The sequence below is a fragment of the Pseudomonas sp. FH4 genome (genome assembly GCF_000510915.2).
GTDB lineage: Bacteria > Pseudomonadota > Gammaproteobacteria > Pseudomonadales > Pseudomonadaceae > Aquipseudomonas > Aquipseudomonas brenneri.
The window spans coordinates 59,575-84,101 of record NZ_AOHN01000012.1; the positions used below are offsets into that span (position 1 = coordinate 59,575).

24 protein-coding genes are annotated in these 24,527 nt (G+C 61.0%); 11 read left to right on the top strand and 13 right to left on the bottom strand.

The window, feature by feature from the left end; translation table 11 throughout:
• The first annotated feature begins 6 nt into the window (after nt 1-6).
• The 10 genes from H097_RS07200 to pqqE all read left to right on the top strand — a co-directional run bounded on the left by H097_RS07200 (nt 7) and on the right by pqqE (nt 9,518).
• On the top strand, nt 7-249 hold the full coding sequence (locus tag H097_RS07200; RefSeq protein WP_032858560.1) for a hypothetical protein: 243 nt from the start codon (nt 7-9) through the stop codon (nt 247-249).
• A 233-nt stretch (nt 250-482) separates the two neighbouring features.
• Nucleotides 483-944 (top strand): Lrp/AsnC family transcriptional regulator, encoded by a 462-nt coding sequence (locus H097_RS07205; protein ID WP_032858561.1) that lies wholly within the window; start codon nt 483-485, stop codon nt 942-944.
• A 146-nt stretch (nt 945-1,090) separates the two neighbouring features.
• A complete protein-coding gene (locus H097_RS07210; RefSeq protein ID WP_032858563.1) occupies nt 1,091-2,782 on the top strand; it encodes an NAD(P)/FAD-dependent oxidoreductase in 1,692 nt (563 codons plus the stop codon).
• 11 nt (nt 2,783-2,793) lie between these two features.
• On the top strand, nt 2,794-3,588 hold the full coding sequence (locus H097_RS07215) for a carbon-nitrogen hydrolase family protein (protein WP_032858564.1): 795 nt from the start codon (nt 2,794-2,796) through the stop codon (nt 3,586-3,588).
• Nucleotides 3,589-3,638: 50 nt separating this feature from the next.
• Complete coding sequence (gene pqqF, locus H097_RS07220; protein ID WP_032858566.1) at nt 3,639-6,038, top strand: pyrroloquinoline quinone biosynthesis protein PqqF; 2,400 nt, start codon at nt 3,639-3,641, stop codon at nt 6,036-6,038.
• A 162-nt stretch (nt 6,039-6,200) separates the two neighbouring features.
• Nucleotides 6,201-6,275, top strand: a complete 75-nt coding sequence (gene pqqA / locus H097_RS07225; RefSeq protein WP_003194766.1) for a pyrroloquinoline quinone precursor peptide PqqA — start codon at nt 6,201-6,203, stop codon at nt 6,273-6,275.
• Nucleotides 6,276-6,350: 75 nt separating this feature from the next.
• Nucleotides 6,351-7,262 carry a pyrroloquinoline quinone biosynthesis protein PqqB gene (gene pqqB, locus H097_RS07230; protein WP_032858567.1) on the top strand — a complete coding sequence of 304 codons (912 nt, stop codon included), beginning with the start codon at nt 6,351-6,353 and terminating at the stop codon, nt 7,260-7,262.
• 108 nt (nt 7,263-7,370) lie between these two features.
• On the top strand, nt 7,371-8,123 hold the full coding sequence (gene pqqC / locus H097_RS07235) for a pyrroloquinoline-quinone synthase PqqC (protein WP_032858569.1): 753 nt from the start codon (nt 7,371-7,373) through the stop codon (nt 8,121-8,123).
• Nucleotides 8,120-8,395 carry a pyrroloquinoline quinone biosynthesis peptide chaperone PqqD gene (gene pqqD / locus H097_RS07240; RefSeq protein WP_032858571.1) on the top strand — a complete coding sequence of 92 codons (276 nt, stop codon included), beginning with the start codon at nt 8,120-8,122 and terminating at the stop codon, nt 8,393-8,395. The genes pqqC and pqqD overlap by 4 nt, the downstream gene beginning before the upstream one ends.
• Nucleotides 8,367-9,518 (top strand): pyrroloquinoline quinone biosynthesis protein PqqE, encoded by a 1,152-nt coding sequence (pqqE, locus tag H097_RS07245; RefSeq protein WP_032858572.1) that lies wholly within the window; start codon nt 8,367-8,369, stop codon nt 9,516-9,518. Before pqqD ends, pqqE begins: the two co-directional genes overlap by 29 nt.
• A 4-nt stretch (nt 9,519-9,522) precedes the next feature.
• Here the strand turns inward: pqqE and H097_RS27590 are convergent, their stop codons facing one another.
• From H097_RS27590 to H097_RS07260, 4 genes are all read right to left on the bottom strand, one after another.
• The gene (locus H097_RS27590; protein WP_032858573.1) at nt 9,523-9,681 is read right to left on the bottom strand and encodes a YqaE/Pmp3 family membrane protein; all 159 of its coding nucleotides are present in this window, start codon (nt 9,679-9,681) and stop codon (nt 9,523-9,525) included.
• A gap of 98 nt (nt 9,682-9,779) precedes the next feature.
• Nucleotides 9,780-10,100, bottom strand: coding sequence for a DNA-binding transcriptional regulator (locus H097_RS07250; protein ID WP_032858574.1), 321 nt, complete (start codon nt 10,098-10,100; stop codon nt 9,780-9,782).
• A complete protein-coding gene (locus H097_RS07255; protein WP_032858575.1) occupies nt 10,084-10,449 on the bottom strand; it encodes a type II toxin-antitoxin system RelE/ParE family toxin in 366 nt (121 codons plus the stop codon). The genes H097_RS07250 and H097_RS07255 overlap by 17 nt, the downstream gene beginning before the upstream one ends.
• Before the next feature lie 233 nt (nt 10,450-10,682).
• Complete coding sequence (locus H097_RS07260) at nt 10,683-11,963, bottom strand: aminotransferase class III-fold pyridoxal phosphate-dependent enzyme (protein ID WP_032858577.1); 1,281 nt, start codon at nt 11,961-11,963, stop codon at nt 10,683-10,685.
• A 206-nt stretch (nt 11,964-12,169) separates the two neighbouring features.
• Between H097_RS07260 and H097_RS07265 the strand changes: the two genes are divergently transcribed.
• Nucleotides 12,170-13,090, top strand: coding sequence for a LysR family transcriptional regulator (locus H097_RS07265; protein ID WP_032858579.1), 921 nt, complete (start codon nt 12,170-12,172; stop codon nt 13,088-13,090).
• A 226-nt stretch (nt 13,091-13,316) separates the two neighbouring features.
• Here H097_RS07265 and H097_RS07270 read toward each other — a convergent pair whose 3' ends face one another.
• The 9 genes from H097_RS07270 to bioF form a co-directional block, all read right to left on the bottom strand.
• Nucleotides 13,317-15,095, bottom strand: coding sequence for an acyl-CoA dehydrogenase C-terminal domain-containing protein (locus tag H097_RS07270; protein ID WP_032858580.1), 1,779 nt, complete (start codon nt 15,093-15,095; stop codon nt 13,317-13,319).
• A 142-nt stretch (nt 15,096-15,237) separates the two neighbouring features.
• On the bottom strand, nt 15,238-17,022 hold the full coding sequence (locus H097_RS07275; protein WP_032858582.1) for an acyl-CoA dehydrogenase C-terminal domain-containing protein: 1,785 nt from the start codon (nt 17,020-17,022) through the stop codon (nt 15,238-15,240).
• A gap of 90 nt (nt 17,023-17,112) precedes the next feature.
• Nucleotides 17,113-18,405 carry a GGDEF domain-containing protein gene (locus H097_RS07280; protein WP_032858583.1) on the bottom strand — a complete coding sequence of 431 codons (1,293 nt, stop codon included), beginning with the start codon at nt 18,403-18,405 and terminating at the stop codon, nt 17,113-17,115.
• A gap of 206 nt (nt 18,406-18,611) precedes the next feature.
• The gene (locus tag H097_RS07285) at nt 18,612-20,417 is read right to left on the bottom strand and encodes a phenylacyl-CoA dehydrogenase (protein ID WP_029296902.1); all 1,806 of its coding nucleotides are present in this window, start codon (nt 20,415-20,417) and stop codon (nt 18,612-18,614) included.
• Between the two features lie 286 nt (nt 20,418-20,703).
• Nucleotides 20,704-20,985 carry a hypothetical protein gene (locus H097_RS07290; RefSeq protein ID WP_029296904.1) on the bottom strand — a complete coding sequence of 94 codons (282 nt, stop codon included), beginning with the start codon at nt 20,983-20,985 and terminating at the stop codon, nt 20,704-20,706.
• Between the two features lie 107 nt (nt 20,986-21,092).
• Nucleotides 21,093-21,773 carry a dethiobiotin synthase gene (bioD, locus tag H097_RS07295; protein ID WP_032858585.1) on the bottom strand — a complete coding sequence of 227 codons (681 nt, stop codon included), beginning with the start codon at nt 21,771-21,773 and terminating at the stop codon, nt 21,093-21,095.
• Nucleotides 21,770-22,582, bottom strand: coding sequence for a malonyl-ACP O-methyltransferase BioC (bioC, locus tag H097_RS07300; RefSeq protein ID WP_032858587.1), 813 nt, complete (start codon nt 22,580-22,582; stop codon nt 21,770-21,772). The genes bioD and bioC overlap by 4 nt, the downstream gene beginning before the upstream one ends.
• Complete coding sequence (locus tag H097_RS07305) at nt 22,575-23,306, bottom strand: alpha/beta fold hydrolase (protein WP_032858588.1); 732 nt, start codon at nt 23,304-23,306, stop codon at nt 22,575-22,577. Before H097_RS07305 ends, bioC begins: the two co-directional genes overlap by 8 nt.
• Nucleotides 23,299-24,477, bottom strand: a complete 1,179-nt coding sequence (gene bioF, locus H097_RS07310) for an 8-amino-7-oxononanoate synthase (RefSeq protein WP_032858590.1) — start codon at nt 24,475-24,477, stop codon at nt 23,299-23,301. The genes H097_RS07305 and bioF overlap by 8 nt, the downstream gene beginning before the upstream one ends.
• Nucleotides 24,478-24,527: the final 50 nt, after the last annotated feature.

Sequence of the window (24,527 nt, forward strand, 5' to 3'; positions counted from 1 at the left end):
CTGCACATGCCCTACATCATGCAAACTGTCGTCCTTCTGGTGCTGGGCGCGATCCTCGTTCAGTTTCTGAAACCATACCCGCTGCGCAAGTGGCTGGGTTTGGCGCTGCTGGCAACGGGCTTGATCAGCCTCTTCAAGGTGGGTGAGCAGCAGGCGCTGGGCTTTGATCTGGAGCTGCTAGCACTGCTGGCCGTGCCGCTGGGCGTAGTGCTTTTCCTGACGCGGCGGCGGTTCACGGAGGGGGACTGAAGCCCTGGCACGATTTCTCGGTGCCGTCTCTGGTACTCAGCTTGAACAACCTTCTCAAAATTACGCTTAACACCACGTATTACAGGGCCTCCAGCGGGTTCGAGTCCTACTGGGCCCACCCTCTTTAAAAGCCGCGCACTGCGCGGCTTTTGCGTTTCTGGCGGTCGCCCTAAGCACCCGCGAACACGAGCCTGTAACATGCTCCCTCATTGCCACCCACGCCGGAGCCCATCTTGTCCGCCACCCGCCCTCCCGTCCTCGATGAAATCGACCGCCAGTTGATCGCCGCCTTGCAGATCAATGCCCGTGAAAGCGTGGCCATGCTCGCTCGGCAATTGGGGATTGCCCGCACCACTGTGACCTCGCGCCTGGCGCGCCTGGAAAAGACCCAGGTGATTACCGGCTATGGCGTGCGCCTTGGTCAGCGTGTGGTGGATGGTGGGTTGCAGGCGTATGTGGGGATTACCGTGCAACCGCGTTCCGGCAAGGAAGTGCTGCGTCGCCTCAGCGCCATGGCGCAGGTCCAGCAGCTGTGTGCGGTCAGTGGTGAGTTTGATTATGTGGCCTGGCTGCGCACCGACTCGCCGGAACAGCTGGATCAGTTGCTGGACCAGATCGGCAGTGTCGATGGGGTGGAAAAGACCACCACTTCGATCATCCTCAGTAACAAACTGGATCGCGGACAACCAGTTTGACCACCAATATCGTCACTTCGACTGAAAACAATTCAATTCGACGACACATTGCGTCTTATTAACGAGCGCTACGCTCCCTAGAATGGCTGCCATCTTTTCCTATACTCAACGGGTCGTGCCCCGTCGAGTTGCCAGCAAGGTCAGCCATGAACGCCACCCACAAGAACAATCGCCACCCTGCAGACGGTAAAAAGCCCATCACTATCTTTGGCCCGGATTTCCCGTTCGCCTTCGATGACTGGATTGAACACCCGGCTGGACTGGGCAGTATTCCCGCCGCCAACCACGGGGCCGAAGTGGCGATTGTCGGCGCAGGTATCGCCGGGCTGGTGGCCGCCTACGAGTTGATGAAGCTCGGTCTCAAGCCAGTGGTGTATGAAGCCTCGAAAATGGGTGGGCGCTTGCGCTCCCAGGCGTTTGAAGGGGCCGAAGGCATCATCGCGGAGCTGGGTGGCATGCGCTTCCCGGTGTCGTCGACGGCGTTCTACCACTATGTGGACAAGCTGGGCCTGGAAACCAAGCCATTCCCCAACCCGTTGACACCGGCCTCCGGCAGCACCGTGATCGACCTGGAAGGCCAGACTCATTACGCACAGAAAATCTCCGACCTTCCTGCGCTGTTCCAGGAAGTGGCTGACGCCTGGGCCGACGCCCTGGAGGCCGGCTCGCAGTTCGGAGATATCCAACAAGCGATTCGCGACCGTGACGTGCCACGGCTCAAGGAGCTGTGGAACAAGTTGGTGCCGCTGTGGGACGACCGCACCTTCTATGACTTCGTCGCCACCTCCAAGGCGTTTGCCAAACTGTCGTTCCATCACCGCGAAGTGTTTGGCCAAGTGGGTTTCGGCACGGGTGGCTGGGATTCGGACTTCCCCAACTCGATGCTGGAAATCTTCCGCGTGGTGATGACCAACTGCGACGACCACCAGCACCTGGTGGTCGGTGGCGTGGCGCAAGTGCCCATGGGTATCTGGCGCCATGTGCCTGAGCGTTGTGCACACTGGCCGCAAGGCACCAGCCTCAGCTCCCTGCACCATGGCGCGCCACGGGCCGGGGTCAAGCGCATTGCCCATGCGGCCGACGGGCGTTTCGCGGTGACCGACAACTATGGCGACACTCGTGAATACGCCGCCGTGTTGACCACCTGCCAGAGCTGGCTGCTGACCACCCAGATCGAATGCGACGAGAGCCTGTTCTCGCAAAAAATGTGGATGGCCCTGGACCGTACGCGCTACATGCAGTCGTCGAAAACCTTTGTCATGGTTGACCGGCCTTTCTGGAAAGACAAAGACCCGCAAACCGGCCGCGACCTGATGAGCATGACCCTCACTGACCGCCTGACCCGCGGCACCTACCTGTTCGACAACGGCGACGACAAGCCCGGGGTCATTTGCCTGTCCTATTCGTGGATGAGCGACGCGCTGAAAATGCTCCCGCAGCCCATCGATAAACGAGTGAAGCTGGCCCTCGACGCGCTGAAAAAGATCTACCCGAAAGTCGACCTCAAGGCGCGCATCATTGGCGACCCGATCACCGTTTCCTGGGAGGCCGATCCGCATTTCCTCGGCGCATTCAAGGGCGCGTTGCCGGGCCACTACCGCTACAACCAGCGGATGTATGCGCACTTCATGCAAAAGGACATGCCGGCCGAGCAGCGCGGGATTTTCATCGCTGGCGACGATGTATCCTGGACACCTGCCTGGGTCGAAGGCGCAGTGCAGACCTCACTGAACGCGGTTTGGGGCATCATGAGCCACTTCGGTGGCAGCACTCACCCAGAGAACCCGGGACCGGGGGATGTGTTCGATGAAATCGGCCCCATCGCCCTGGCCGAATAAGGAGTCAAGCCATGCGTGTCGCCCTGTATCAATGCCCGCCATTGCCGCTGGATGTCGCTGGCAATCTCAAGCGTCTGCATAGCGTCGCCCATGAAGCGTGCGATGCCGACGTGCTGGTGCTGCCGGAGATGTTCCTCACCGGCTACAACATCGGTGCAGAAGCGGTGGGGGCGCTGGCCGAAGCGCAGGACGGGCCGTCGGCGCAGACCATTGCCGAACTGGCAAAGAACACCGGCCTGGCGATTCTCTATGGCTACCCGGAACGCACCGAGGACGGTCAGATCTACAATGCCGTGCAATTGATCGACGCCAATGGCCAGCGCCTGTGCAACTACCGCAAGACGCACCTGTTCGGCGACCTCGATCACTCGATGTTCAGCGCCGGCGGCGACGAATTCCCTGTCGTCGAGCTGAACGGCTGGAAGCTGGGATTCCTCATCTGCTACGACCTGGAGTTCCCGGAAAACACCCGACGCCTGGCCCTGGCGGGTGCCGAGTTGATCCTGGTACCGACGGCCAACATGGTGCCCTTCGACTTCATCGCCGACGTCACCGTCCGGGCACGGGCCTTTGAAAACCAGTGCTACGTGGCCTACGCCAACTATTGCGGGCATGAAGATCAGATCCAGTATTGCGGGCAAAGCAGCATCGCCGCGCCGAATGGCCAGCGTGTCGCCCAGGCGGGCCTCGATGAGGCGTTGATCGTCGCCACCCTCGACCGCCAGCTGATACACGACGCGCAAGCCGCCAATCACTACCTGGCGGACCGTCGCCCCGAGCTTTATGCAGCGTTGCACAAGCACTGACGGCCGCGCTTTGCGCTAGCATAGGCACTTCCTACGTTCTGGAAGTGTCCATGCCTGTGCCGGCCCACCCTCATCACCTGCAACTGACCCTGGCCAATGGCCTGCGGGTTTCCCTGCGTCATGCCCCACATCTGAAGCGCTGTGCAGCAGCCTTGCGGGTAGCGGCCGGCAGCCATGACGTGCCGCTGGCCTGGCCGGGGCTGGCACACTTTCTGGAGCACCTGCTGTTTCTTGGCACCGAGGCTTTTCCTGCATCTGATGGCTTGATGGCCTACGTGCAGCGCCACGGTGGGCAGGTCAACGCCAGCACCCGCGAGCGCACCACTGACTTTTTCTTCGAAGTGCCCAAGCAGGTATTGGGCGAAGCGCTGCAACGCCTGGCCGATATGCTCGCTCAGCCGCGCCTGGCCATGGACGATCAACTGCGCGAGCGTGAAGTGCTGCAGGCAGAATTTGTCGCCTGGTCCCAGGATGCCGAGGCACAACATCAGGTTGCGCTACTCGAAGGCCTCGCTGCCGGGCATCCGCTACGGGGTTTCCATGCGGGCAATCGCGACAGCCTGCCGGTTCCACACGAGGACTTTCAACAAGGGTTGCACACGTTTTACCAAGGCTTCTATCACACCGGGCAGATGACCTTGAGCCTTGCCGGCCCACAGTCGCTGGAGGCGCTGCAAGTCCTGGCCCAGCGCTTTGGCGACAGCCTGCGCCCAGGGCCGCTGCGCCCACAGCAAGCACCACCGGCATTGATGAGCGGTGATAAACACCGCTACTCACACCTCGAAAAAAACCGCTTGCATCACATCATTGCCTGCAACACGCCCCGTGAAGCATTGCAGTTCCTTTGCACCTGGCTGAATGCTGCGGCGCCGGGCGGTTTGCTTGCCGAGTTGAAAACCCGCGGATGGGCGAGTGCGTTGCACGCCAAGGTGCTGTACGCGTTTGCCGGGCAGGCACTGCTGGATATTGAGTTCACCCTGGGGCCCAAAGGGGCGCAACAAGCCCCGGCAATCGAAGCACTGTTGAATGACTGGCTGAGCTTTTTTGCTCACAGCGATTGGACTGCGCTGCGTGCAGAGTACGCCCTGTTGGTCGCCCGCCAGCAGCAAACCCGGGGCGCCCTGGCCCTGGCACGGCAGGAAACGCCGCAGTTGTGCGAAGAGCATTGCCAGACCCTTCAGGCGATGCTGGATGCACAGCACCTGACGCCCGCCGAACAAGCCTGGAAGTTGCCGCCAGCCAATCCATTCCTGCAACAGGCATCCAAAGAGCAACGCCCCGGACTGATTCGCGGCCAGACCAGCGCCCATCGCGGGTTACGGAGCTTTGCCCAGGATCGCTCCCGTGGCAGACGGGACCTGCCAGCCCTGACGTTCAGCAGAGCATTGCCAGACGACAATGACGAAGGCGCCCTTTACCTGCGCTGGCAGTTCGATTCATCCGAGCATGGAGCGTTTTTCCCACGCTTGGCCAGCAGCCTCCAGCCGCTGCGAGAAAACGCCCGTCAGGCCGGCGTGGAAATATCCTTCGAGGCCATAGGCAATGACGGGCTCCTGAGGATGACCGGGCTGCATGAGCCCATGCCACTCATCGTCGAACAACTGGCACGCGACCTGGCTCAACCCGACGCGAGCCTTTGGCAAGAGACGCCTGCCAGCCCGGCACCACAGATGGCCATTCGCGAATTGCTCAAGGCATTGCCGGCCTCTACTGCGGACACCGGGCTCATCGCTGATCTCAACGTGTTACCCGACCTGTGGGCCACCGCCCACTGGCAAGGCCTGGGCGTCGGCCTGCCGGCCGCCTGTGAAATGGCGATCAAAAGTGCGGCGGCACGCCTGCCCGGGCAATGCGCCGACGTTGAACACAAGACCCAGCCCATCAACGGCCAACATCGCTGGCAAACAGTAAACACCGCTGGCGATGAAGCCGCCTTGCTGCTGTTCTGCCCGGCACCGAGCCAGTCTCTCGCCGACGAGGCCGACTGGCGATTGCTCGCCCACCTGGCCCAGACCCCGTTCTACCAGCGCCTGCGCGTCGAGCTGCAAGTGGGCTACGCCGTATTCAGCGGTATCCGACAGCTCAATGGGCAAACCGGCTTGCTGCTTGGCGTACAGTCGCCCAGCGTGGCGCTTGAGGGGTTGCTCACTCACATCCGGGCCTTCCTCATGCAACTGCCGGCCTTGATCAATGCCGACGAAAACATGGGCAACGCGGCCCTGGCCGAGCAGTTTTCGCCACACGCACTGCCGATACCCCAAGCCGCCGAATGGCTCTGGCAGGCCCGCCTGGCAGGGCATGGCGCGGACTATCTTGAGCAGTTGCAACAGTTGATCCAGACCCGCACACGCCAGCAGTTGATCAACGCGGCGCAACAACTCAACCAAGCCGCCGGCGGCTGGCTCTGCCTGGCCAATGGGGCTGCGGTGGGCGATCCCTGGCAGCTATGAGCTGATCGTTGCTGATGCTGCAACAGGCTTTTTCCACCAAGACAGCGCTAGCTCGACGAGAAATGAGTAATATTCCCACACACATCTGAACATCTCCGCCTGGAGGTGGACTATATGTATTACTTGGTAGTAAACGTCCCATCCCTTCGTAGGAGTATGAATATGACTTGGTCCAAACCTGCTTACACTGATCTGCGTATCGGTTTTGAAGTCACCATGTACTTCGCCAGCCGCTGATTGCTTTTGTATTGCAATGCAACGCCTCGGCTCGCCGGGGCGTTTTTATTTTGAGTCTTGTGTGAAGGAGCGGCGATGTTTGTCCAGATTCTAGGTTCGGCTGCCGGTGGTGGGTTCCCACAGTGGAACTGCAACTGCGTGAACTGCGCCGGCTTTCGCGACGGCAGCCTGCGCGCCCAGGCGCGCACCCAATCGTCCATCGCCCTGTCCGATGATGGCGTGAATTGGGTGCTGTGCAACGCCTCGCCGGATATCCGCGCCCAATTGCAGGGCTTTGCGCCGATGCAACCGGGCCGAGCCCTGCGCGATACCGGGATTAGCGCAATCATCCTGATGGACAGCCAGATCGACCACACCACTGGCCTGCTCAGCCTGCGCGAAGGCTGCCCGCACCAGGTGTGGTGCACCGACATGGTCCATGAAGACCTGAGCACCGGTTTCCCATTGTTCACCATGCTGACCCACTGGAATGGTGGCCTGGATTGGCAGCGCATCGAGCTGGATACCAGCTTCACCGTCCCTGCCTGCCCCAACCTGCGCTTCACCCCGCTGCCCCTGCGCAGCGCTGCGCCGCCCTACTCGCCCCATCGGTTCGACCCGCACCCCGGTGACAATATCGGCTTGATCGTCGAAGACCTGCGCACCGGCGGCAAGCTGTTCTATGCCCCTGGCCTGGGCAAGGTCGACGCGCCGTTGCTGGAGATCATGGCAGGCAGCGATTGCCTGCTGGTGGACGGCACGATGTGGGATGACGATGAAATGCAACGGCGTGGCGTCGGCACCCGTACCGGCCGCGAAATGGGCCACCTGGCACAGAACGGCCCCGGCGGCATGCTGCAAGTGCTGGAGCAATTGCCCAAGCAGCGCAAGGTGCTTATCCACATCAACAACACCAACCCGATCCTCGACGAGGACTCGCCCGAACGGGCCGAGTTGGCGCGGCGCAACGTGGAAGTAGCCTACGACGGCATGAGCATCAAACTGTAGGAGCGAGCTTGCTCGCGAAAAACGTAAGAGCAACGCATTTATCCACAATGCCCACGTCATCGTTAACGACCATCGCGAGCAAGCTTGCTCCTACAACGGAGACCCCCAATGACCGATACACCGCTGACCCCCGCCGAGTTTGAACAGGCCTTGCGAGCCAAAGGCGCCTTCTACCATATCCATCACCCCTACCACGTGGCGATGTATGAAGGCCGCGCCACCCGCGAGCAGATCCAAGGCTGGGTCGCCAACCGGTTCTACTACCAGGTGAATATCCCACTGAAGGACGCCGCGATCCTTGCCAACTGCCCGGATCGGGAAGTCCGCCGCGAGTGGATCCAGCGCCTGCTCGATCATGACGGCGCCCCCGGCGAAGACGGCGGCATCGAAGCCTGGCTGCGCCTGGGCCAGGCGGTGGGCCTGGACCCGGATCAACTGCGTTCCCAGGAACTGGTGCTGCCCGGCGTGCGGTTTGCCGTGGATGCCTACGTCAACTTCGCCCGCCGGGCCAGTTGGCAAGAAGCAGCCAGCAGTTCGCTGACCGAGCTGTTTGCCCCACAGATCCACCAATCGCGCCTCGACAGCTGGCCCCAGCATTACCCGTGGATCGATCCTGCCGGCTATGAGTATTTCCGCACCCGCCTGGGCCAAGCCCGACGGGATGTCGAGCACGGGCTGGCGATCACGCTTGCGCACTATACCAGCCGCGCCGGCCAGGAGCGGATGCTGGAGATTCTCCAGTTCAAACTCGACATTCTTTGGAGCATGCTCGATGCCATGAGCATGGCCTACGAACTGAACCGCCCGCCCTATCACAGCGTGACTGCGCAGCGGGTCTGGCATAAAGGGATCACCCTATGAGTTTCGACCGCAGCAAAAAACCGACCTGGCGCCAGGGCTACCGCTACCAGTACGAGCCGGCGCAGAAGGGCCATGTGTTGCTGTACCCCGAAGGCATGATCAAGCTCAATGACAGCGCCGCGTTGATTGGTGGCTTGATCGACGGAGAGCGCAGTGTGGCGGCCATCATTGGCGAGCTGGAGCAGCAATTCCCCGGCGTACCCGAACTCGGTGAAGACATCGAGCAATTCATGGAGGTGGCGCGTGCAGAGCACTGGATCGAACTTGCCTGAAAAGCCCGAGATTGGCCTGCCGCTATGGTTGCTTGCCGAGCTGACCTATCGCTGCCCGTTGCAGTGCCCGTACTGCTCCAACCCGCTGGACTTCGCCGAGCAGGGCAAAGAGTTGAGCACCGAACAGTGGATCAAGGTGTTTCGCGAAGCCCGGGAAATGGGCGCGGCACAACTGGGGTTTTCCGGTGGTGAGCCGCTGGTGCGCCAGGACCTCGCCGAACTGATCAGCGAAGCGCGCAAGCTGGGGTTCTATACCAACCTGATCACCTCCGGTATCGGCCTGACCGAGCAAAAGATCAGCGACTTCAAGAAGGCGGGCCTGGACCATATCCAAATCAGCTTCCAGGCCAGCGACGAACAGGTGAACAACCTGCTGGCCGGCTCCAAAAAGGCTTTCGCGCAGAAGCTGGAAATGGCCCGGGCGGTCAAAGCCCATGGCTATCCGATGGTGCTGAATTTCGTTACCCACAGACACAATATCGACAAGATCGATCGCATCATCGAGCTGTGTCTCGCCCTTGAAGCAGACTTTGTCGAACTCGCTACCTGCCAGTTCTACGGCTGGGCGCAACTCAATCGCGTTGGCCTGCTGCCAACCCAGGAACAACTGACCCGCGCCGAACGCATCACCAACGAATACCGCGCCAAGCTGGAAGCCGAAGGGCATCCGTGCAAGCTGATTTTCGTCACGCCGGACTACTACGAGGAACGCCCAAAGGCCTGCATGAATGGTTGGGGCAGCATCTTTCTGACAGTCACACCAGACGGCACCGCCCTACCTTGTCACGGTGCCCGACAAATGCCGGTGCAGTTTCCCAATGTGCGCGATCACAGCATGCAGCACATCTGGTACGACTCGTTTGGTTTCAACCGCTTTCGTGGTTATGACTGGATGCCCGAGCCCTGCCGCTCGTGCGACGAGAAGGAAAAGGACTTCGGCGGTTGCCGCTGCCAGGCGTTCATGCTCACGGGGGATGCCAGCAATGCTGACCCGGTGTGCAGCAAATCCGCCGACCACGGCATCATCCTTAATGCCCGTCTTGAAGCCGAACACGCCACGCAGACCATCGAGCAACTGGCTTTTCGCAATGAGCGAAACTCCCGGCTGATCGCCAAAGGCTGACCGATCAGCGCTTGGCGATGATGTACACCGCATGCACGATGCCTGGGATGTAGCCGCACAGGGTCAACAGAAGATTCAGCCAGAACGCGCCGGCGAAACCCACTTGCAGGAACACACCCAGTGGCGGCACCAGAATGGCGATGATGATACGAATGATATCCATGGGTTCAGCTCCGAAAAATCGGCTCGTGTGAGCCGTACAGCTAATCGACCCTGGGCGTGCGCGAGGGTTCAGTAGAATCTGGCACGGGGCCATCTTCCTCAGGCAAGGATATCCAACCCATGCTTTTGCACGATACTCAGCAACTTGAGCGCCATGCCGCTAGGCTGCTTCTCACCGGATTCCCATTGCTTGACTGTCGAGGCGCTGGTGTTCAGGTAACGGGCGAACACCGGTTGGCTGACATGACTGCGCTCGCGCAGTTGCTTGATCTGGTCGGCAGGTATCTGTGCCGGTACAGGCGCAATGCACAGCTCATCGAATTCACGAAGGGTGGTCTTGCTGATGGCGCCAATCGAATGCAGCGCGCTGGCCGATTGGTGAATGGACTCCAGCGCTTGGCTTTCATATTTTCTGGTCATGATGTATCTCCACAAACTCCCTGAGATCCAGTAATTGCTGGATCTGTATTTCGTTTAAGCCTTCATAGGCCTTTGCCAACGCCCGAAACCCAGTCAATTCCTTGTGACTGATATTGCTTTGATCTTGCTTGGCGAACAGAAACTGGTAAACCCAGTAATGCCTGCCCTTCGCCAGGACGATGGAACGATGCCGGTTGTGATTGAGGCGTTTCTTCCAGACTCCACCGCCCAGATTGTCCGCCTGGCCCCTGAGCATTTCGCCAAATGCCTCTCCTAATTCCGAATCGCAGATCCAGGCCTTGCTGGCGGCATCAGCAAAATGCCGGCTTTTGAATAGTCGCAGCTTCATAGGCATCCCTTCCACACAAACATACCACCCAGTGGTACAGATTAGAAATAGGGCTCACAAAAAATCTTTGCGCCCTACCGGCACTCCCTGCCGGTGCCCGCTAAAAAGCCATTTTTCTCGATAAGCCTCAAGCATCCTTTTCAATCCAGAAATGACACACAAAAAAACGCCCCCAGCCAAAAAAATCAAGCTGGAGGCGCTGCGTATACCGCGAGACGGTTCAGGAAAAAGGGTTAAACGGCGATGCCCTTGCGGCATTGCAGTTGGGCGCTGTGCACGCGGGAGAATGCGCGAGCCAGGCGCAGTAGCATTTCGTCGATATTGCTCTTGCTTAACGTCAGTGCCGGGGTAAAGCGCAGGCAGTTGGGTTGTGGGGCATTGAGGATAAGGCCCTCATAAAGCGCCGCTTTTACCACCGCATCTGCCGAATCATCTGACAAGCTCAGGCCCAACAACAGGCCCTGCCCTCGCAGTTCGCCCTGGCCGTAGCGGTGGGCAAGGCGCGCCAGGCCTTCGCCCAAGTACTGGCCGGTATCACGCACGTGTTCGAGGAAGTCGTGGCTCAGCACGCTTTCGAGCACGGCTACTCCGGCTGCAGCCATCAGGGCATTGCCGTGATGGGTACCTTCCAGCTCACCCAGTTCAAAGCAGCAGGCTTTGCCGCGAGCCAGCAGGGCAGCCAATGGCACCCCGCCGCCCAACCCCTTGCCCAGGGTGACGATGTCGGCGCGCACGCCGTAGCGTTGTTCTGCCAGCAAGGTGCCGCAGCGGCCCATCCCGGTCTGCACCTCGTCGAGAATCAACAAAATGCCCAGCTCCCGGCACAAGCGCTCAACCCCTTTGAGATAATGCTCGGTGGCCGGGATGACACCGGCTTCGCCCTGGATCGGCTCCAGCATGATCGCCACGGTTTGCGCATCGACTGCGGCATGCAAGGCTGGCAGATCGTTGAACGGTACATGGCAAAAGCCCGGCAGTTGCGGTTCGAAACGATTGTCCCCAGCCCCCGCCGAGGCCGCCAGCGTGGTCAGGCTGCGGCCGTGGCAGGCGTTGCTCGCGGTGATAATCCGATAGGCGCCGCCCCGGTGCACTTGGCCCCACTTGCGCGCCAACTTGATGGCCGCCTCGCAGGCTTCTGCACCGCTGTTGAGCAGGTAGGCCTGGTCGCTGCCGGTGCTGTGGCACAGGCGCTCCACCAGGTTCAATTGGCTGCGGTTGTGCAGCCCTATGCCGGGGTTGATCAACGCCTGCGCCTGGTCGGCCAACGCGCACACCAGTACCGAAGGGCTGTGGCCGAGGCTGTTGGCAGCACCGCCCTGGGTAAAGTCCAGGTAGGCACGGTCTTCGCTGTCCCACAGCCAGGAACCCTGGCCACGTACGAAAACCTGCGGCGGACGGGCCACGGTCGGCATCAGGGATTGGCTGGAAAGCTCATCGCGCGGCATCGAGGGTTTCGTGTCCAGTAGCAGATCATCCAGGCTTGGTGCCGGGCGGCGCAGGTTGAACAGGTTCATGCCTGCACACCCCACAGGCGGTTGGCAACCTCAGGTTGGCGGGAGCTCGGCCAGTGGTTTTTTGCCTTGCCTATGTAAACACCATCACTGTAAACGGTATTCATCGCGCGTCTTGGCCCTGTAAGCCCTTTGAATAGGCGCTAGACTAGGCGCCTTGAGGGCGTACAGCCATTTCGATTTTCCAGCTTTTTCGATAAGCGTTACTTATGGATTTCAAGCAACTGCGTTATTTCGTCGCGGTGTACGAAGAAGGCCATGTCGGCCGGGCCGCAGAGCGCCTGTCGATCTCCCAGCCGGCGCTGTCACAGCAGATCCGCCAGCTGGAGCAGCACCTGGACGTGAGCCTGTTCGAACGCAGCAGCAAGCGCCTGTTGCCGACCCTGGCCGCCCACACGTTGTACAACCACGCCCTGCCGTTGCTCGATGGCATGCAGCAAGCCGTCGAGGCCCTGCGACACTTCAAGGGCCAGGCGCTGCGTACCCTGGCCATCGGCGTGCTGCAAACCGTGCATACCAGCCTGGTGCCGCAGATGCTCGAACGTGTGCGTAAAGCCCAGCCACACCTGGTGGTGCAGATCTACGAACTGACGGGCCTGGAGATCGAACGCCGCCTGCTCAATGGTTCTCTGGACATTGGCATCAGTTACCTGCCCGCGCGTCAGCCCGGTCTGCACGGCGTATTGCTGTATGAAGATGAACTGAAAGTAGTCATCCCGGCTGACCATCCTTTGCGTGAATTCAAGAAGGTTTCCCTCAAGCAAGCGGCGGAGTTGCCCATGCTGTTACTGGGGGAAGAGTTCCAGGTCAGGCAGATCTGGCAGGCGCAGTTGGCGAACCTGGGGCGCCGGCCACAGGTCCAGGCGGAACTGAACACCATGGTGGGGATTCTCGACAGCCTGCCCCATACCCGGCTGGCAACCGTTCTGCCCGGCCGCTCACAGGACGAACACAGCAGCCAGGCGCTCCTGTGGAAACCCTTGAGTGAGCCACGGGTACCGCTGAAGGTCGGGTTGGTGTGCCGGGATATACAAAGGCAGCAGGCAACGCTTGAACTACTGCGCACCTTGCTCGAAGACGTGATGAATGGCCCGCATGGACCGGCGGCCACGGTAGACGGGCTGGCCTGAACTTTTTCACGGGCAATAAGAAAACCCCGCCGAAGCGGGGCTTTGCAGACTGTTTCCCTGACATCCATTTCACTCCGCCATCCTGGCAGAATCCTACGTGTCCCTGTTGTTGCTTTGCGCTTCCTGCGCGACGTCCATGTGAAGTAGATTAGCTGTGGATCCAATCTTGCGATAGAGGACGATTAGCAGCACGTCATGTAAGAGAATGCTTACACGCCCTCCCCGCTTAGAACTGTGCTTCGTCCAGCAAGAACAGCGATTCACTACCGGCCTTCACCGAGGCGCTCAGGGAGTGAATTCGCGGTAGCAAGCGGGCAAAGTAGAAGCGCGCCGTCCCCAGTTTGCTGGCGTAGAAATCTTCCTCGGTTTCTTTACCCAAGGCCGCCTTGGCCATCAGTGCCCACATGTAGGCGTAGGCCATGTAGCCAAAGGCGTGCAGATACTCCACCGAGGCCGCGCCGATTTCATTCGGGTTGGTCTTGGCGCGATCCAGCACCCAAGCGGTCAAGGTATCGAGCTCATCGACGGCAACACCCAGCGGTTGGGTGAACTCGGCCAGGTCGCTGCTTGCGGTGGCGATGAAATGGCGGATCTCATCGGCGAACAGGGTGTAGAACGCCCCGCCGCTGCCAACGATCTTGCGCCCCATCAAGTCCAGCGCCTGGATGCCGTTGGTGCCTTCGTAGATCTGGGTGATACGCACATCACGCACCAACTGCTCCTGGCCCCACTCACGAATATAGCCATGGCCGCCAAAAATCTGTTGGCCGTGCACGGTGGTTTCCAGGCCCAGGTCCGTGAGGAACGCCTTGGAAACCGGGGTCAGCAGCGCCACCAGGTCATCCGCGCGCTTGCGGGTCGCGGCGTCTTCGCTGAACTTGGCGGTGTCCAGTTGCATCGCCACATAAGTGGAAAACGCACGACCGCCTTCGTTCGCCGCCTTCATGGTCAGCAACATGCGCCGCACATCAGGGTGGTTGATGATCGGGTCGGCGATCTTGTCCTTGGCCTTGGGGCCAGTCGGCGAGCGGCTTTGCAGGCGATCACGCGCGTATTCCACAGCGTTCTGGTAAGAGCGCTCGCCAGTCGCCAGCCCCTGGATGCCGACGCCCAGGCGCTCGTAGTTCATCATGGTGAACATCGCCGCCAGGCCACGGTTCGGCTCGCCCACCAGGTAGCCGACGGCTTCGTCGAAGTTCATCACACAGGTGGCGGAGGCCTGGATGCCCATCTTGTGTTCGATCGAACCACAGGTCACCGGGTTACGTGCCCCCAGGCTGCCATCGGCATTGACCATGAACTTGGGCACCAGGAACAGCGAGATGCCCTTGGGCCCCGCTGGAGCGTCCGGCAACTTGGCCAGCACCAGGTGGATGATGTTTTCGGTGAGGTCGTGTTCGCCACCGGTGATAAAGATCTTGGTCCCGCTGACCTTGTAGGAACCGTCCGCCTGAGGCTCAGCCTTGGTACGAATAATCCCCAGGTCGGTGCCGGCATGAGGTTCAGTCAGGCACATGGAACCGGCCCACACGCCCGAGTACATATTCGGCAGGTAGGTGGCTTTAAGTTCATCGCTGGCGTGGGTATTGATCGATACGCAGGCGCCGGACGTCAGCATCGGGTACAGGCCAAACGCCAGGCCCGATGAGTTGATCATTTCTTCAACCTGGGCCGACACGGCCTTGGGCATGCCCATGCCGCCGTAGGCCGGATCGCCACCTACGCCCACCCAGCCACCTTCGGCATAGGTCTTGTAGGCTTCGGGGAAGCCGGCCGGGGTGGTGACCACGCCGTTGTCCCAGCGGCAACCTTCCTCGTCCCCGTTGCGACTCAGCGGGGCGATGGTCTTGGCCGTGACTTTGCCAGCCTCTTCAAGGATTGCCTCGACGGTTTGGGCGTCGACGGTCTCGGCCAGGGCCGGCAATTGCGCCCACAGCTTGGCAACCTCGAATACTTCGTTGAGGACGAAGCGCATATCGCGCAGCGGCGCTTTGTAGTCAGCCATGGCAAACCTCGTAGGAACGTTAAAAGTGATTCGGTAGGATCGGTTTCACAGACCCTGAGTGTAACCGAACAACTTTTGTGACACATAGGGTCTGCTTGTGACCGACAAGTATTTTTCAGTCACACAACCTTCATTCCTACCGCTACAGGGCGAACATCTCGGCAGGCAGACTCATCAAGCAATCACTGCCCGCCTCCACCGCCGCACGATGGGCACTGGTGCGCGGCAACAGACGCTTGAAGTAAAACTCGCAGGTCGCCAACTTGCCACGGGCGTAGTCCGCATCGCCCTGGCCTGCATCCAACTGCGCCTGGGCCACCAGCGCCATGCGCAACCACAGGTAGGCATGGATGATGTAGCCGCTGTACATCAAGTAATCCAGGGCCGCAGCACCGACTTCATCGGGGTTTTTCATCGCGGCCATGCCGACCTTGGTCGTCAACTCGCCCCATTGCTGGTTCAACTCATTGAGCTGCGCGACCTGGGCCTTGAGTTGTGGATGCTCGGCATTCGCCGCACAAAACTTATGCACGATTTTGGTAAAGCCGCGCAGCAGCTTGCCTTGGCTGCCCAGCACCTTGCGCCCCAGCAAATCCAGGGCCTGGATGCCGTTGGTGCCTTCATAGATCGGTGCGATCCGACAGTCGCGCACCAACTGTTCCATGCCCCATTCGCGGATAAACCCGTGGCCGCCAAACACCTGCATGCCGTGGTTGGTCACCTCCAGGCCGGTTTCCGTCATAAAGGCTTTGCAGATCGGGGTGAGGAACGCCAACAGATCCTCAGCCTGCTGGCGCTGCTGCGGGTCGTCGCTCAAGTGCGCGGTATCCAGCAGTTGTGCGGTGAAGTACGTCAGGGCGCGGTTACCTTCATTGAAGGCCTTCATGGTCAGCAACATGCGCCGCACATCGGGATGCACGATGATCGGGTCCGCCGGTTTTTCCGGGGCCTTGGCGCCGGTCAGGGCGCGCATCTGCAGACGGTCGTTGGCGTACTTGATCGCGCCCTGGAAGCTCGCTTCACCCAGGCACAACCCCTGCATGCCCGTGCCCAGGCGCGCATGGTTCATCATGGTGAACATGCAGTTCAGGCCCTTGTTGGCCTCACCGATCAGGTAGCCCTCGGCACCATCGAAATTCAGCACGCAGGTGGCCGAGGCCTTGATCCCCATCTTGTGCTCGATGGAGCCGCAACTGACCCCATTGCGCGCGCCGGAATCGGCGAGGAACTTGGGCACGATAAACAGCGAAATCCCCTTGGTGCCAGCAGGCGCGTCCGGCAACTTGGCCAACACCAGGTGGATGATGTTTTCACTCATGTCGTGCTCGCCGGCAGAGATGAAGATCTTGCTACCGGTCACCGCATAGCTGCCGTTGGCCTGGGGCACAGCGCGGGTCTTGATGATGCCAAGGTCGGTGCCACAGTGGGCTTCGGTCAGGCACATGGTGCCCGTCCACTGTCCGGCGGTGAGTTTGCTCAGGTAGGTGTCTTTCTGCTCTGCGGTGCCGTGGGCGTGAATCGCCGTCATGGCACCGTGGGTCAGGCCAGGGTACATGCCCCAGGAGGTGTTGCTGGAGCCGATCATCTCGCTGAGCACCAAGCCCAGGGAAGACGGCAGACCTTGGCCGCCGTAGGCCGGATCCGCTGCCAGGCCATGCCAGCCGCCCTCGACGTATTGCGCGAAGGCTTCCTTGAAACCTTTGGGTGCGGTCACCACGCCGTTGTCAAAATGGCAGCCCTCTTCATCACCTGGACGGTTCAACGGGGCCAGCACGTTTTCGCAGAACCGGGCGCCCTCTTCGAGGATCGCGCTGACCATATCCGGGCTGGCCTCGGTGGCCCCCAGGGCAGCGTAATGAGCAGGGAAGTCAAACACGTGATCGATCAGAAAGCGCATGTCGCGCAGGGGAGCTTTATAGGCAGGCATGGTGATGTCTCCGGCGGCAGATGGCTTCAACCTACTGCTGCCGATGGCCCTGGACAATCACTGTACAGGCGCTGAATACACCGCCATCACTCAACCGGCAGCGCCCTGCATACGCACCGCGCCACGGCGGTTCTGGCCGGCGGCCACCACGCAGTTACGCCCGGCGCCCTTGGCGTTGTACAGCGCCTGGTCCGCGGACTTGAGCACTTCTTCCGGGGTGCGTTGCTCGGCCTGGCGCTCGGCGACGCCGATGCTCACGGTCACCGACACGCTGGAATCACCGCCACCCGAACGGCGCTGACGCCCCTGGTGATCGTCCTGGGGGCGGTTGTCCTGGTTGCGCAACTTGATGTGGTAATTGGCGATGATCTCGCGAATTTCTTCCAGGTGCGGCAGGCATTCATCCAGGGTCTTGCCGGCAAACACCACGGCAAACTCTTCGCCGCCATACCGATAGGCCCGGCCACCGCCGCTGACTTTCGACAGCTTGCTGGCCACCAGCCGTAGCACCTGGTCGCCAACGTCGTGGCCGTGGGTGTCGTTGAAACGCTTGAAGTGATCGACGTCGCTCATCGCCAGCACATAGTTGCGCCCCAGGCGCTGCATGCGCTCGTTGAGGGCCCGGCGCCCCGGCAGGCCGGTGAGTTCATCGCGAAAGGCCATCTGATAGGCCTCATGGGCCACACCCGCGGCGATCATCAACATCACCTGGCTGCACATGATGTTCAGGGTGAACGGCAGGATAAAAGTCTGCGGCAACATCCAGAACATCCCCAGCAACCCCACCAACTGCGCGGCATGCAACGGCCGAGGCTCACGCCAGTACTGGGCTGCCAGTGCGACAAAACCCAGCAGGAACATCGGGTACGACAGCTGGATCAGACTCATCCACGCGCCATGCAACGCAGGCCAGCGAATCTCCGCCAGCCAGTTGAGCAACGGCCCCGGATAACTCTGCTCCAGGCCCAAGGCCACGCTGCCTACGGCAAGCAGCACCGCGCAGCGTGCGACAAAGTCGCGGAACAAGTGAGTCTTCTCCTGCCAGAGTGCATAGATGCTGAACAACATCGGCAGGAGCAGGCACACCAGATGAAACACCACGGCGGCGTCTTCACGCACGCGGCCATGGTCGCGGTAGAAATCCGTCTGGGTATCCAGCAAGAAGTAGGCGACGTACACGGTAATCATCAGGAACAGCTCACGCTGCCTGCGGTACACCGCGCAATAGGCACCGCCCAGCAGCAACACCAGGGTCGGCAGGACGTTGAACAAGGAGGTGAAGAAGACGTTGAGGTCCTTGACGTAAGCAGCCGACAACCCCGCCAGCAATAACAGCAACGATGGTAGGAAATGACTGAAACGTACAGCAGACGCGCGCGACAAGGGTAAAGCTCCGACCCACAAAAAAGATGGCACAGTGCCTTCACTGTTCACAGTTAAGCACATTCAATGTGACCTGCATCACATTGCCATCACTGTAACGGCAGCAAGGCGTAATCCCTGAGCGCGCCACTCAGGTTTTTTCACCCGTCCACAAAAAAGCCGCCGCTCCCGAAAGAGCGGCGGCTTGGCAGTGAACCCGCCGGGGCTTAGTAGCCCAGGTCGAAGTTCTCTTCTTTCATGTCCATCAGGTTGTTGGCACCCGACAGCATGGTTGCTACGTGGGTGCGGGTACGCGGCAGGATGCGCTGGAAGTAGAAGCGCGCAGTCTGCAGCTTGGCGGTGTAGAAGCCTTCTTCGCTGGTGCCGGCAGCCAGTTTTTCGGCAGCCAGGCGCGCCATGTCGGCCCAGAAGTAAGCCAGGCAGGCATAACCGGAGTACATCAGGTAGTCCACGGAGGCGGCACCGACTTCTTCACGGTCCTTCATGGCAGCCATGCCGACCTTCATGGTCAACTCGCCCCATTCCTTGTTCAGTGCCGCCAGCGGTGCGACGAACTCGCTGACCGCTGCATTGCCTTCGTTGGCCTGGCAGAACTTGTGCACGATCTTGGTGAAGCCCTTGAGCGCTTCGCCCTGGGTCATCAGCACTTTACGGCCGAGCAGGTCCAGCGCCTGGATGCCGGTGGTGCCTTCGTACAGCATCGAGATGCGGCTGTCGCGAACGTTCTGCTCCATGCCCCACTCGGCGATGAAGCCGTGGCCACCGTAGATCTGTACGCCGTGGTTGGCGGATTCAAAACCGACTTCGGTCATGAACGCCTTGGCGATTGGAGTCATGAACGCCAGCAGGCCATCAGCCTGTTTCTTGGCTTCGTCGTCGGTGCCGTACTTGACGATGTCTACTTGCTTGGCAGTGAAGTACACCATCGCACGGTTGCCTTCGGCGAAGGCTTTCATGGTCAGCAGCATACGACGCACGTCCGGGTGGACGATGATCGGGTCAGCGGCCTTGTCCGGCGCTTTCGGGCCAGTCAGGGAACGCATCTGCAGGCGGTCACGCGCATATTTCAGGCCACCCTGGAAACCGATCTCGGCATGGGACAGGCCTTGCAGCGCGGTACCCAGGCGAGCGGTGTTCATAAAGGTGAACATGCAGTTCAGGCCTTTGTTCGCCGGGCCGATCAGGTAACCGGTGGCCGCGTCGAAGTTCATCACGCAGGTGGCGTTGCCGTGGATGCCCATCTTGTGTTCCAGGGAGCCACAGGACACCGCGTTGCGCTCACCCACCGAACCATCGGCGTTGGGCAGGAACTTAGGCACGATAAACAGCGAAATACCTTTGGTGCCAGCCGGAGCATCCGGCAGGCGGGCCAGTACGATGTGGACGATGTTGTCGGCCATGTCGTGCTCACCGGCCGAGATGAAGATCTTGGTCCCGGAGACTTTGTAGGAACCGTCGGCCTGAGGCTCGGCCTTGGTGCGCAGCATGCCCAGGTCGGTGCCGCAGTGCGGTTCGGTCAGGCACATGGTGCCGGTCCACTCGCCCGAGACCAGTTTGGTCAGGTAGGCGTCTTGCTGCTCGGGGGTACCGTGCTCGGAAATGGTGTTCATCGCGCCATGGGACAGGCCTGGGTACATGCCCCACGACCAGTTGGCTTCACCGACCATCTCGCTGACAGCCAGGCCCAGGGATTCCGGCAGGCCTTGGCCGCCGTGCGCCACGTCGTGGGCCAGGCTCGGCCAGCCGCCTTCGACGAATTGCTTGTAGGCTTCTTTGAAACCAGTAGGGGTTTTAACGCCTGACTCGCTCCAGGTGCACCCTTCGATGTCACCGACGCGGTTCAACGGGGCCAGCACTTGCTCACAAAACTTGGCGCCTTCTTCGAGAATGGCGTCAACCATGTCTGGGGTAGCGTCCTGGCAAGCCGGCAGACTCTGATAGTGCGCTTCGTAGCCGAGCAGTTCGTCACGAACGAAGCGAATATCACGCAAGGGGGCCTTGTAGTCAGGCATAGCGATAAACCTCTGCTGATGAATCCTGGAATGAACAACCGCGTGGATTTGTTGTAGCGGTCAAACAGCTGTTTGAAACATACGTTTACGACCAATCCTTGTCAAGCGCCCAGCAGATGCCGTTTGTCATGACGCAGGTCAACGCCAGGCGCGACGAGGCCTGCAGCGTGATGCCGCACAGAATTTCAACGGGAGATAAATGTAGGAGCCGGCTTGCCGGCGATAGCGGCGTATCTGGCACGCCGCAATCGCCGGCAAGCCGGCTCCTACAGGAGAATCGGGGGGATCAGGCGTAGGTGTCGATCAACGTGCCGAGCATTTCGTCGGAAGCCTTGGCGACTTTCGCACCCAGCTCCACTTGAAGCTTGCCTTCAGCCAGTTCCACCATATTGCTTGCGGAGCTGGTCGGCTGGCCGCGATTGACCGCCTGCAAGCGGTCATTCTGCGCATCCGAAGGCTGGCTGGTGGCAGCACTGGCGATTTTGCCGGCGGCCTGGTCGACGCGGTTTTGCCCAGCCTGAATCGTGCTCAGGCCTGAATAAAACGCACTGCTTCCAGAGATTTCCATGGCGTGAACCTGCCTTGCAATAAATCGTGAATCCTTATTGAAGCAGACAATCTGGCAAAAGGCCCGTCAATAACACTAATGGCATAATGCCTTATCGCTAGGAAAAACTAATCAAGCAAGTCCAATTGCAGGTACTCGGCCACCGCTTCGGCCGTGGGCTGCTTGAGCCTCGGCACCCGCCCCAGGCATGGCGCGGGCAGGCGTTCGGCCAAGGTGGCGAGGTTTTCTTCCAGACGGGAGGTCTTCGGGTCGATGATATTGGCCACCCATCCTGCCAACGGTAAACCGTCCCGGGCGATGGCTTCGGCGGTCAACAAGGCATGGCTGATGCAACCCAGGCGTACGCCCACCACCAGAATCACCGGCAGCTTGAGCGCCTTCGCCAAGTCTGACAGGTTGTCCTGGTCGGCCAGCGGCACGCGCCAGCCGCCTGCGCCTTCGATCAAGGTGAAGTCTGCTTGCTTGCCGAGGATATGTTGCATCGGCTTGAGCAAGGCTTGCACAGTCAGCGCCACACCGGCTTCACGGGCCGCCAGGTGCGGCGCAATGGCGGGTTCAAAGGCCAGTGGATTGACTTCGGCGTAGGTAAGCGGCAACGAGCACTCGGCCAGCAAGGCCAGGGCATCGGCGTTGCGCAAGCCACGGCTGGTCACTTCGCACCCAGAGGCCACAGGCTTGCCGGCGGCGGTGCTCTTGCCGGCCTGTCGGGCGGCGTGCAGCAGGCCGGCGGCGACGGTGGTCTTGCCGACATCGGTGTCAGTGCCAGTGATGAAATAGGCAGCGCTCATAATGGTTTCTCCAGTACGGCGTACACAACTTGATAGGTTGCCGGCAGGCCCCGGGCCTGGCGGAACTGCTCATAGGCCTGCACCAGTGCAACAATCCGCGCCCGGCCCGTCAAGCCACCGGGGCGCCCCGGGTTCAGATTGTGCGCCCCCAATGCTTTCAATTCGTGGGTCAGTCTGCGCACATCCGGGTAATGCAGCACGTGGGGGCACTGTTCCAGGCTCACCACGCGCAAACCACTGGCGGCGCACAGCTGTTGATAAGCACTGAACGGGCGAAAGCGATTGACGTGCACCAGGCCGTCCGCCGCCCGCCAGCTTTCGCGCAGCTCATCCAGCGTACCGACGCACAGGCTGGCAAACGCCAGCACCCCGCCAGGCTGCAATACGCGTCGGGCTTCACTGAGCACCGCGGTGAAGTCCGCGCACCACTGCACCGCCAGGCTGGAGAAGATCAACTCACAACGGCCATCCTGTAACGGCAAGCGTTCGGCATCCCCGGCGATAAAATGCTCGGCACCGCCCAAGGGTCGCGCGTGATGGAGCATACCTTCGGCGATATCCAGCGCCAGGCCCTGGCTCTGGGGAAACGCCCCATTCAATGCGCGACTGAAATACCCGGTGCCGCAGCCCAGGTCCAGCCAGCGCCCAGGCAGTAGCGACGACGGCAAGCGCCTGAGCAACTCGCCGCCGACGTCACGCTGCAACTGGGCAACGCTGTCATAACTGGCCGCCGCCCTGGAAAACGACGCCGCGACCTGGCGCTTGTCGGGCAAGGCGCCCGGCAGTGGAGGATGGGACAAATCAGTCATCACCGCACTCATGCAAGAAAGCCTGGATCGCCCCCGCCACTCCATGGGGGTTATCCAGTAGGAAAGCGTGGCCGGCTTGTTCAATCAGGCCGATCTCAACATCAGGTAACAACTTCAGCAACTCGGTTGCCGCCTCACAGGGCACCAGCTCGTCCAGGCCGGCAAACAGATGCAACTGCGGACCACGAAAAGCCTGCAAGGCCTCGCGGGTGTCCAGTTGTGCGAGCAGTTCAAGGCCGGTCATCAACATGCTGGACGGGGTAGCCGGCGCGCTGCTGACCAGCAAGCGCGCAATGCCCCGTGGGTCTTGCGTGCCCTTGGCACACAGCAAGCCGAAGCGTTTGAGGGTGACTTGCGAGTCGGCATGGCAACCGGCCAGGAACGCATCAAAGGTCTCAGCCGGCATTGCGCTGGGCCAGCCCTCATGGGCAACAAAACAGGGGTTGCTGGCCAAGGTCAGCAAGCCGCAGCAGCGTTCACCGCGCCGTGCCGCCAACTCGGACGCGAGCATCCCGCCCAGGGACCAGCCGCCCAGCCAGACGTTATCTGGCAAGGTGGCGTCGAGTTCGTCGAGCCATTCATCAAGATCGCTGCCGGCGAGCGCTGGCAACGGCTCGATATCCACCCGCAGATGCTCATCCAGACCACGCAGGGCAGCAGCCAGGGGTTCCAGTGGCGATACGCCCAGGCCCCAACCGGGAAGTAATATCAGTCGGTCACGCATGGTCGGACTCCCGGCCTGACAAGCGGAAACACTCGTCCAGTGCGTCTAACAATAGTCGCACCTGCGCCTCGTTGTGGGCGGCACTCAAGGTCACGCGCAAACGGGCACTGCCAGCCGGCACAGTGGGCGGGCGGATTGCCGTGACCATGATCCCGCGCTCACGCAGCATCTGCGACAGACGCACCGCCCGAGCACTGTCGCCAATCATGATCGGCTGGATCGGTGTGAAGCTGTCCATCAACTCCAAGCCGATCTGCTCGGCACCCTCGCGGAACTGGCGGATCAACGCATTCAAATGCTCACGCCGCCAGTGTTCGCTGCGCAGCAACTCCAGGCTTTTGAGGGTGGCGCAGGCCAGCGCCGGCGGCTGGCTGGTGGTGTAGATGTAGGGGCGGGCAAACTGGATCAGGCTTTCGATCAGTTCCTCGCTGCCGGCAACAAACGCCCCCGCGGTACCGAACGCCTTACCCAGGGTGCCGACCAATACCGGCACATCTTCCTGGCTCAGGCCGAAATGTTCGACGATCCCACCACCCTTGGCGCCCAGCGGGCCGAAGCCGTGGGCATCATCAACCATCAGCCAGGCGCCCCTAGCCCGTGTTTCGCGGGCCAGGGTCGGCAAGTCGGCAAGGTCACCGTCCATGCTGAACACGCCGTCGGTAACCACCAGGGTATTGCCGCAGGCTTTTTCCAGGCGTGTGGCCAGGCTGGCCGCATCGTTGTGCAAATAACGATTGAACCGCGCACTAGACAGCAAACCCGCGTCCAGCAGGGACGCGTGGTTGAGCCGGTCTTCCAGCACCGTATCACCCTGCCCCACCAGCGCGGTGACGGTGCCGAGGTTGGCCATATAACCGGTGGTGAACAGCAAGGCACGCGGGCGCCCGGTGAATTCGGCCAATGCCTCCTCCAACGCATGGTGCGGCGTGCTGTGGCCGACCACCAAGTGTGAGGCGCCACCGCCCACGCCCCAACGGGCAGCACCAGCCTGCCAGGCTTCGATCACTTGTGGGTGATTGGCCAGGCCCAGGTAATCGTTATTGCAAAAGGCCAATAACGGCTGGCCGTCCACCACCACCTGCGGGCCTTGCGGGCTTTGCAACAGCGGGCGTTGGCGATAGAGATTATCGGTACGGCGGGCAGCGAGGCGCGCGGCGAGATCGAAAGACATGCTGGCCTCATATTCAAGGGATTGAACTCGATCAAAAATGTGGGAGCGGG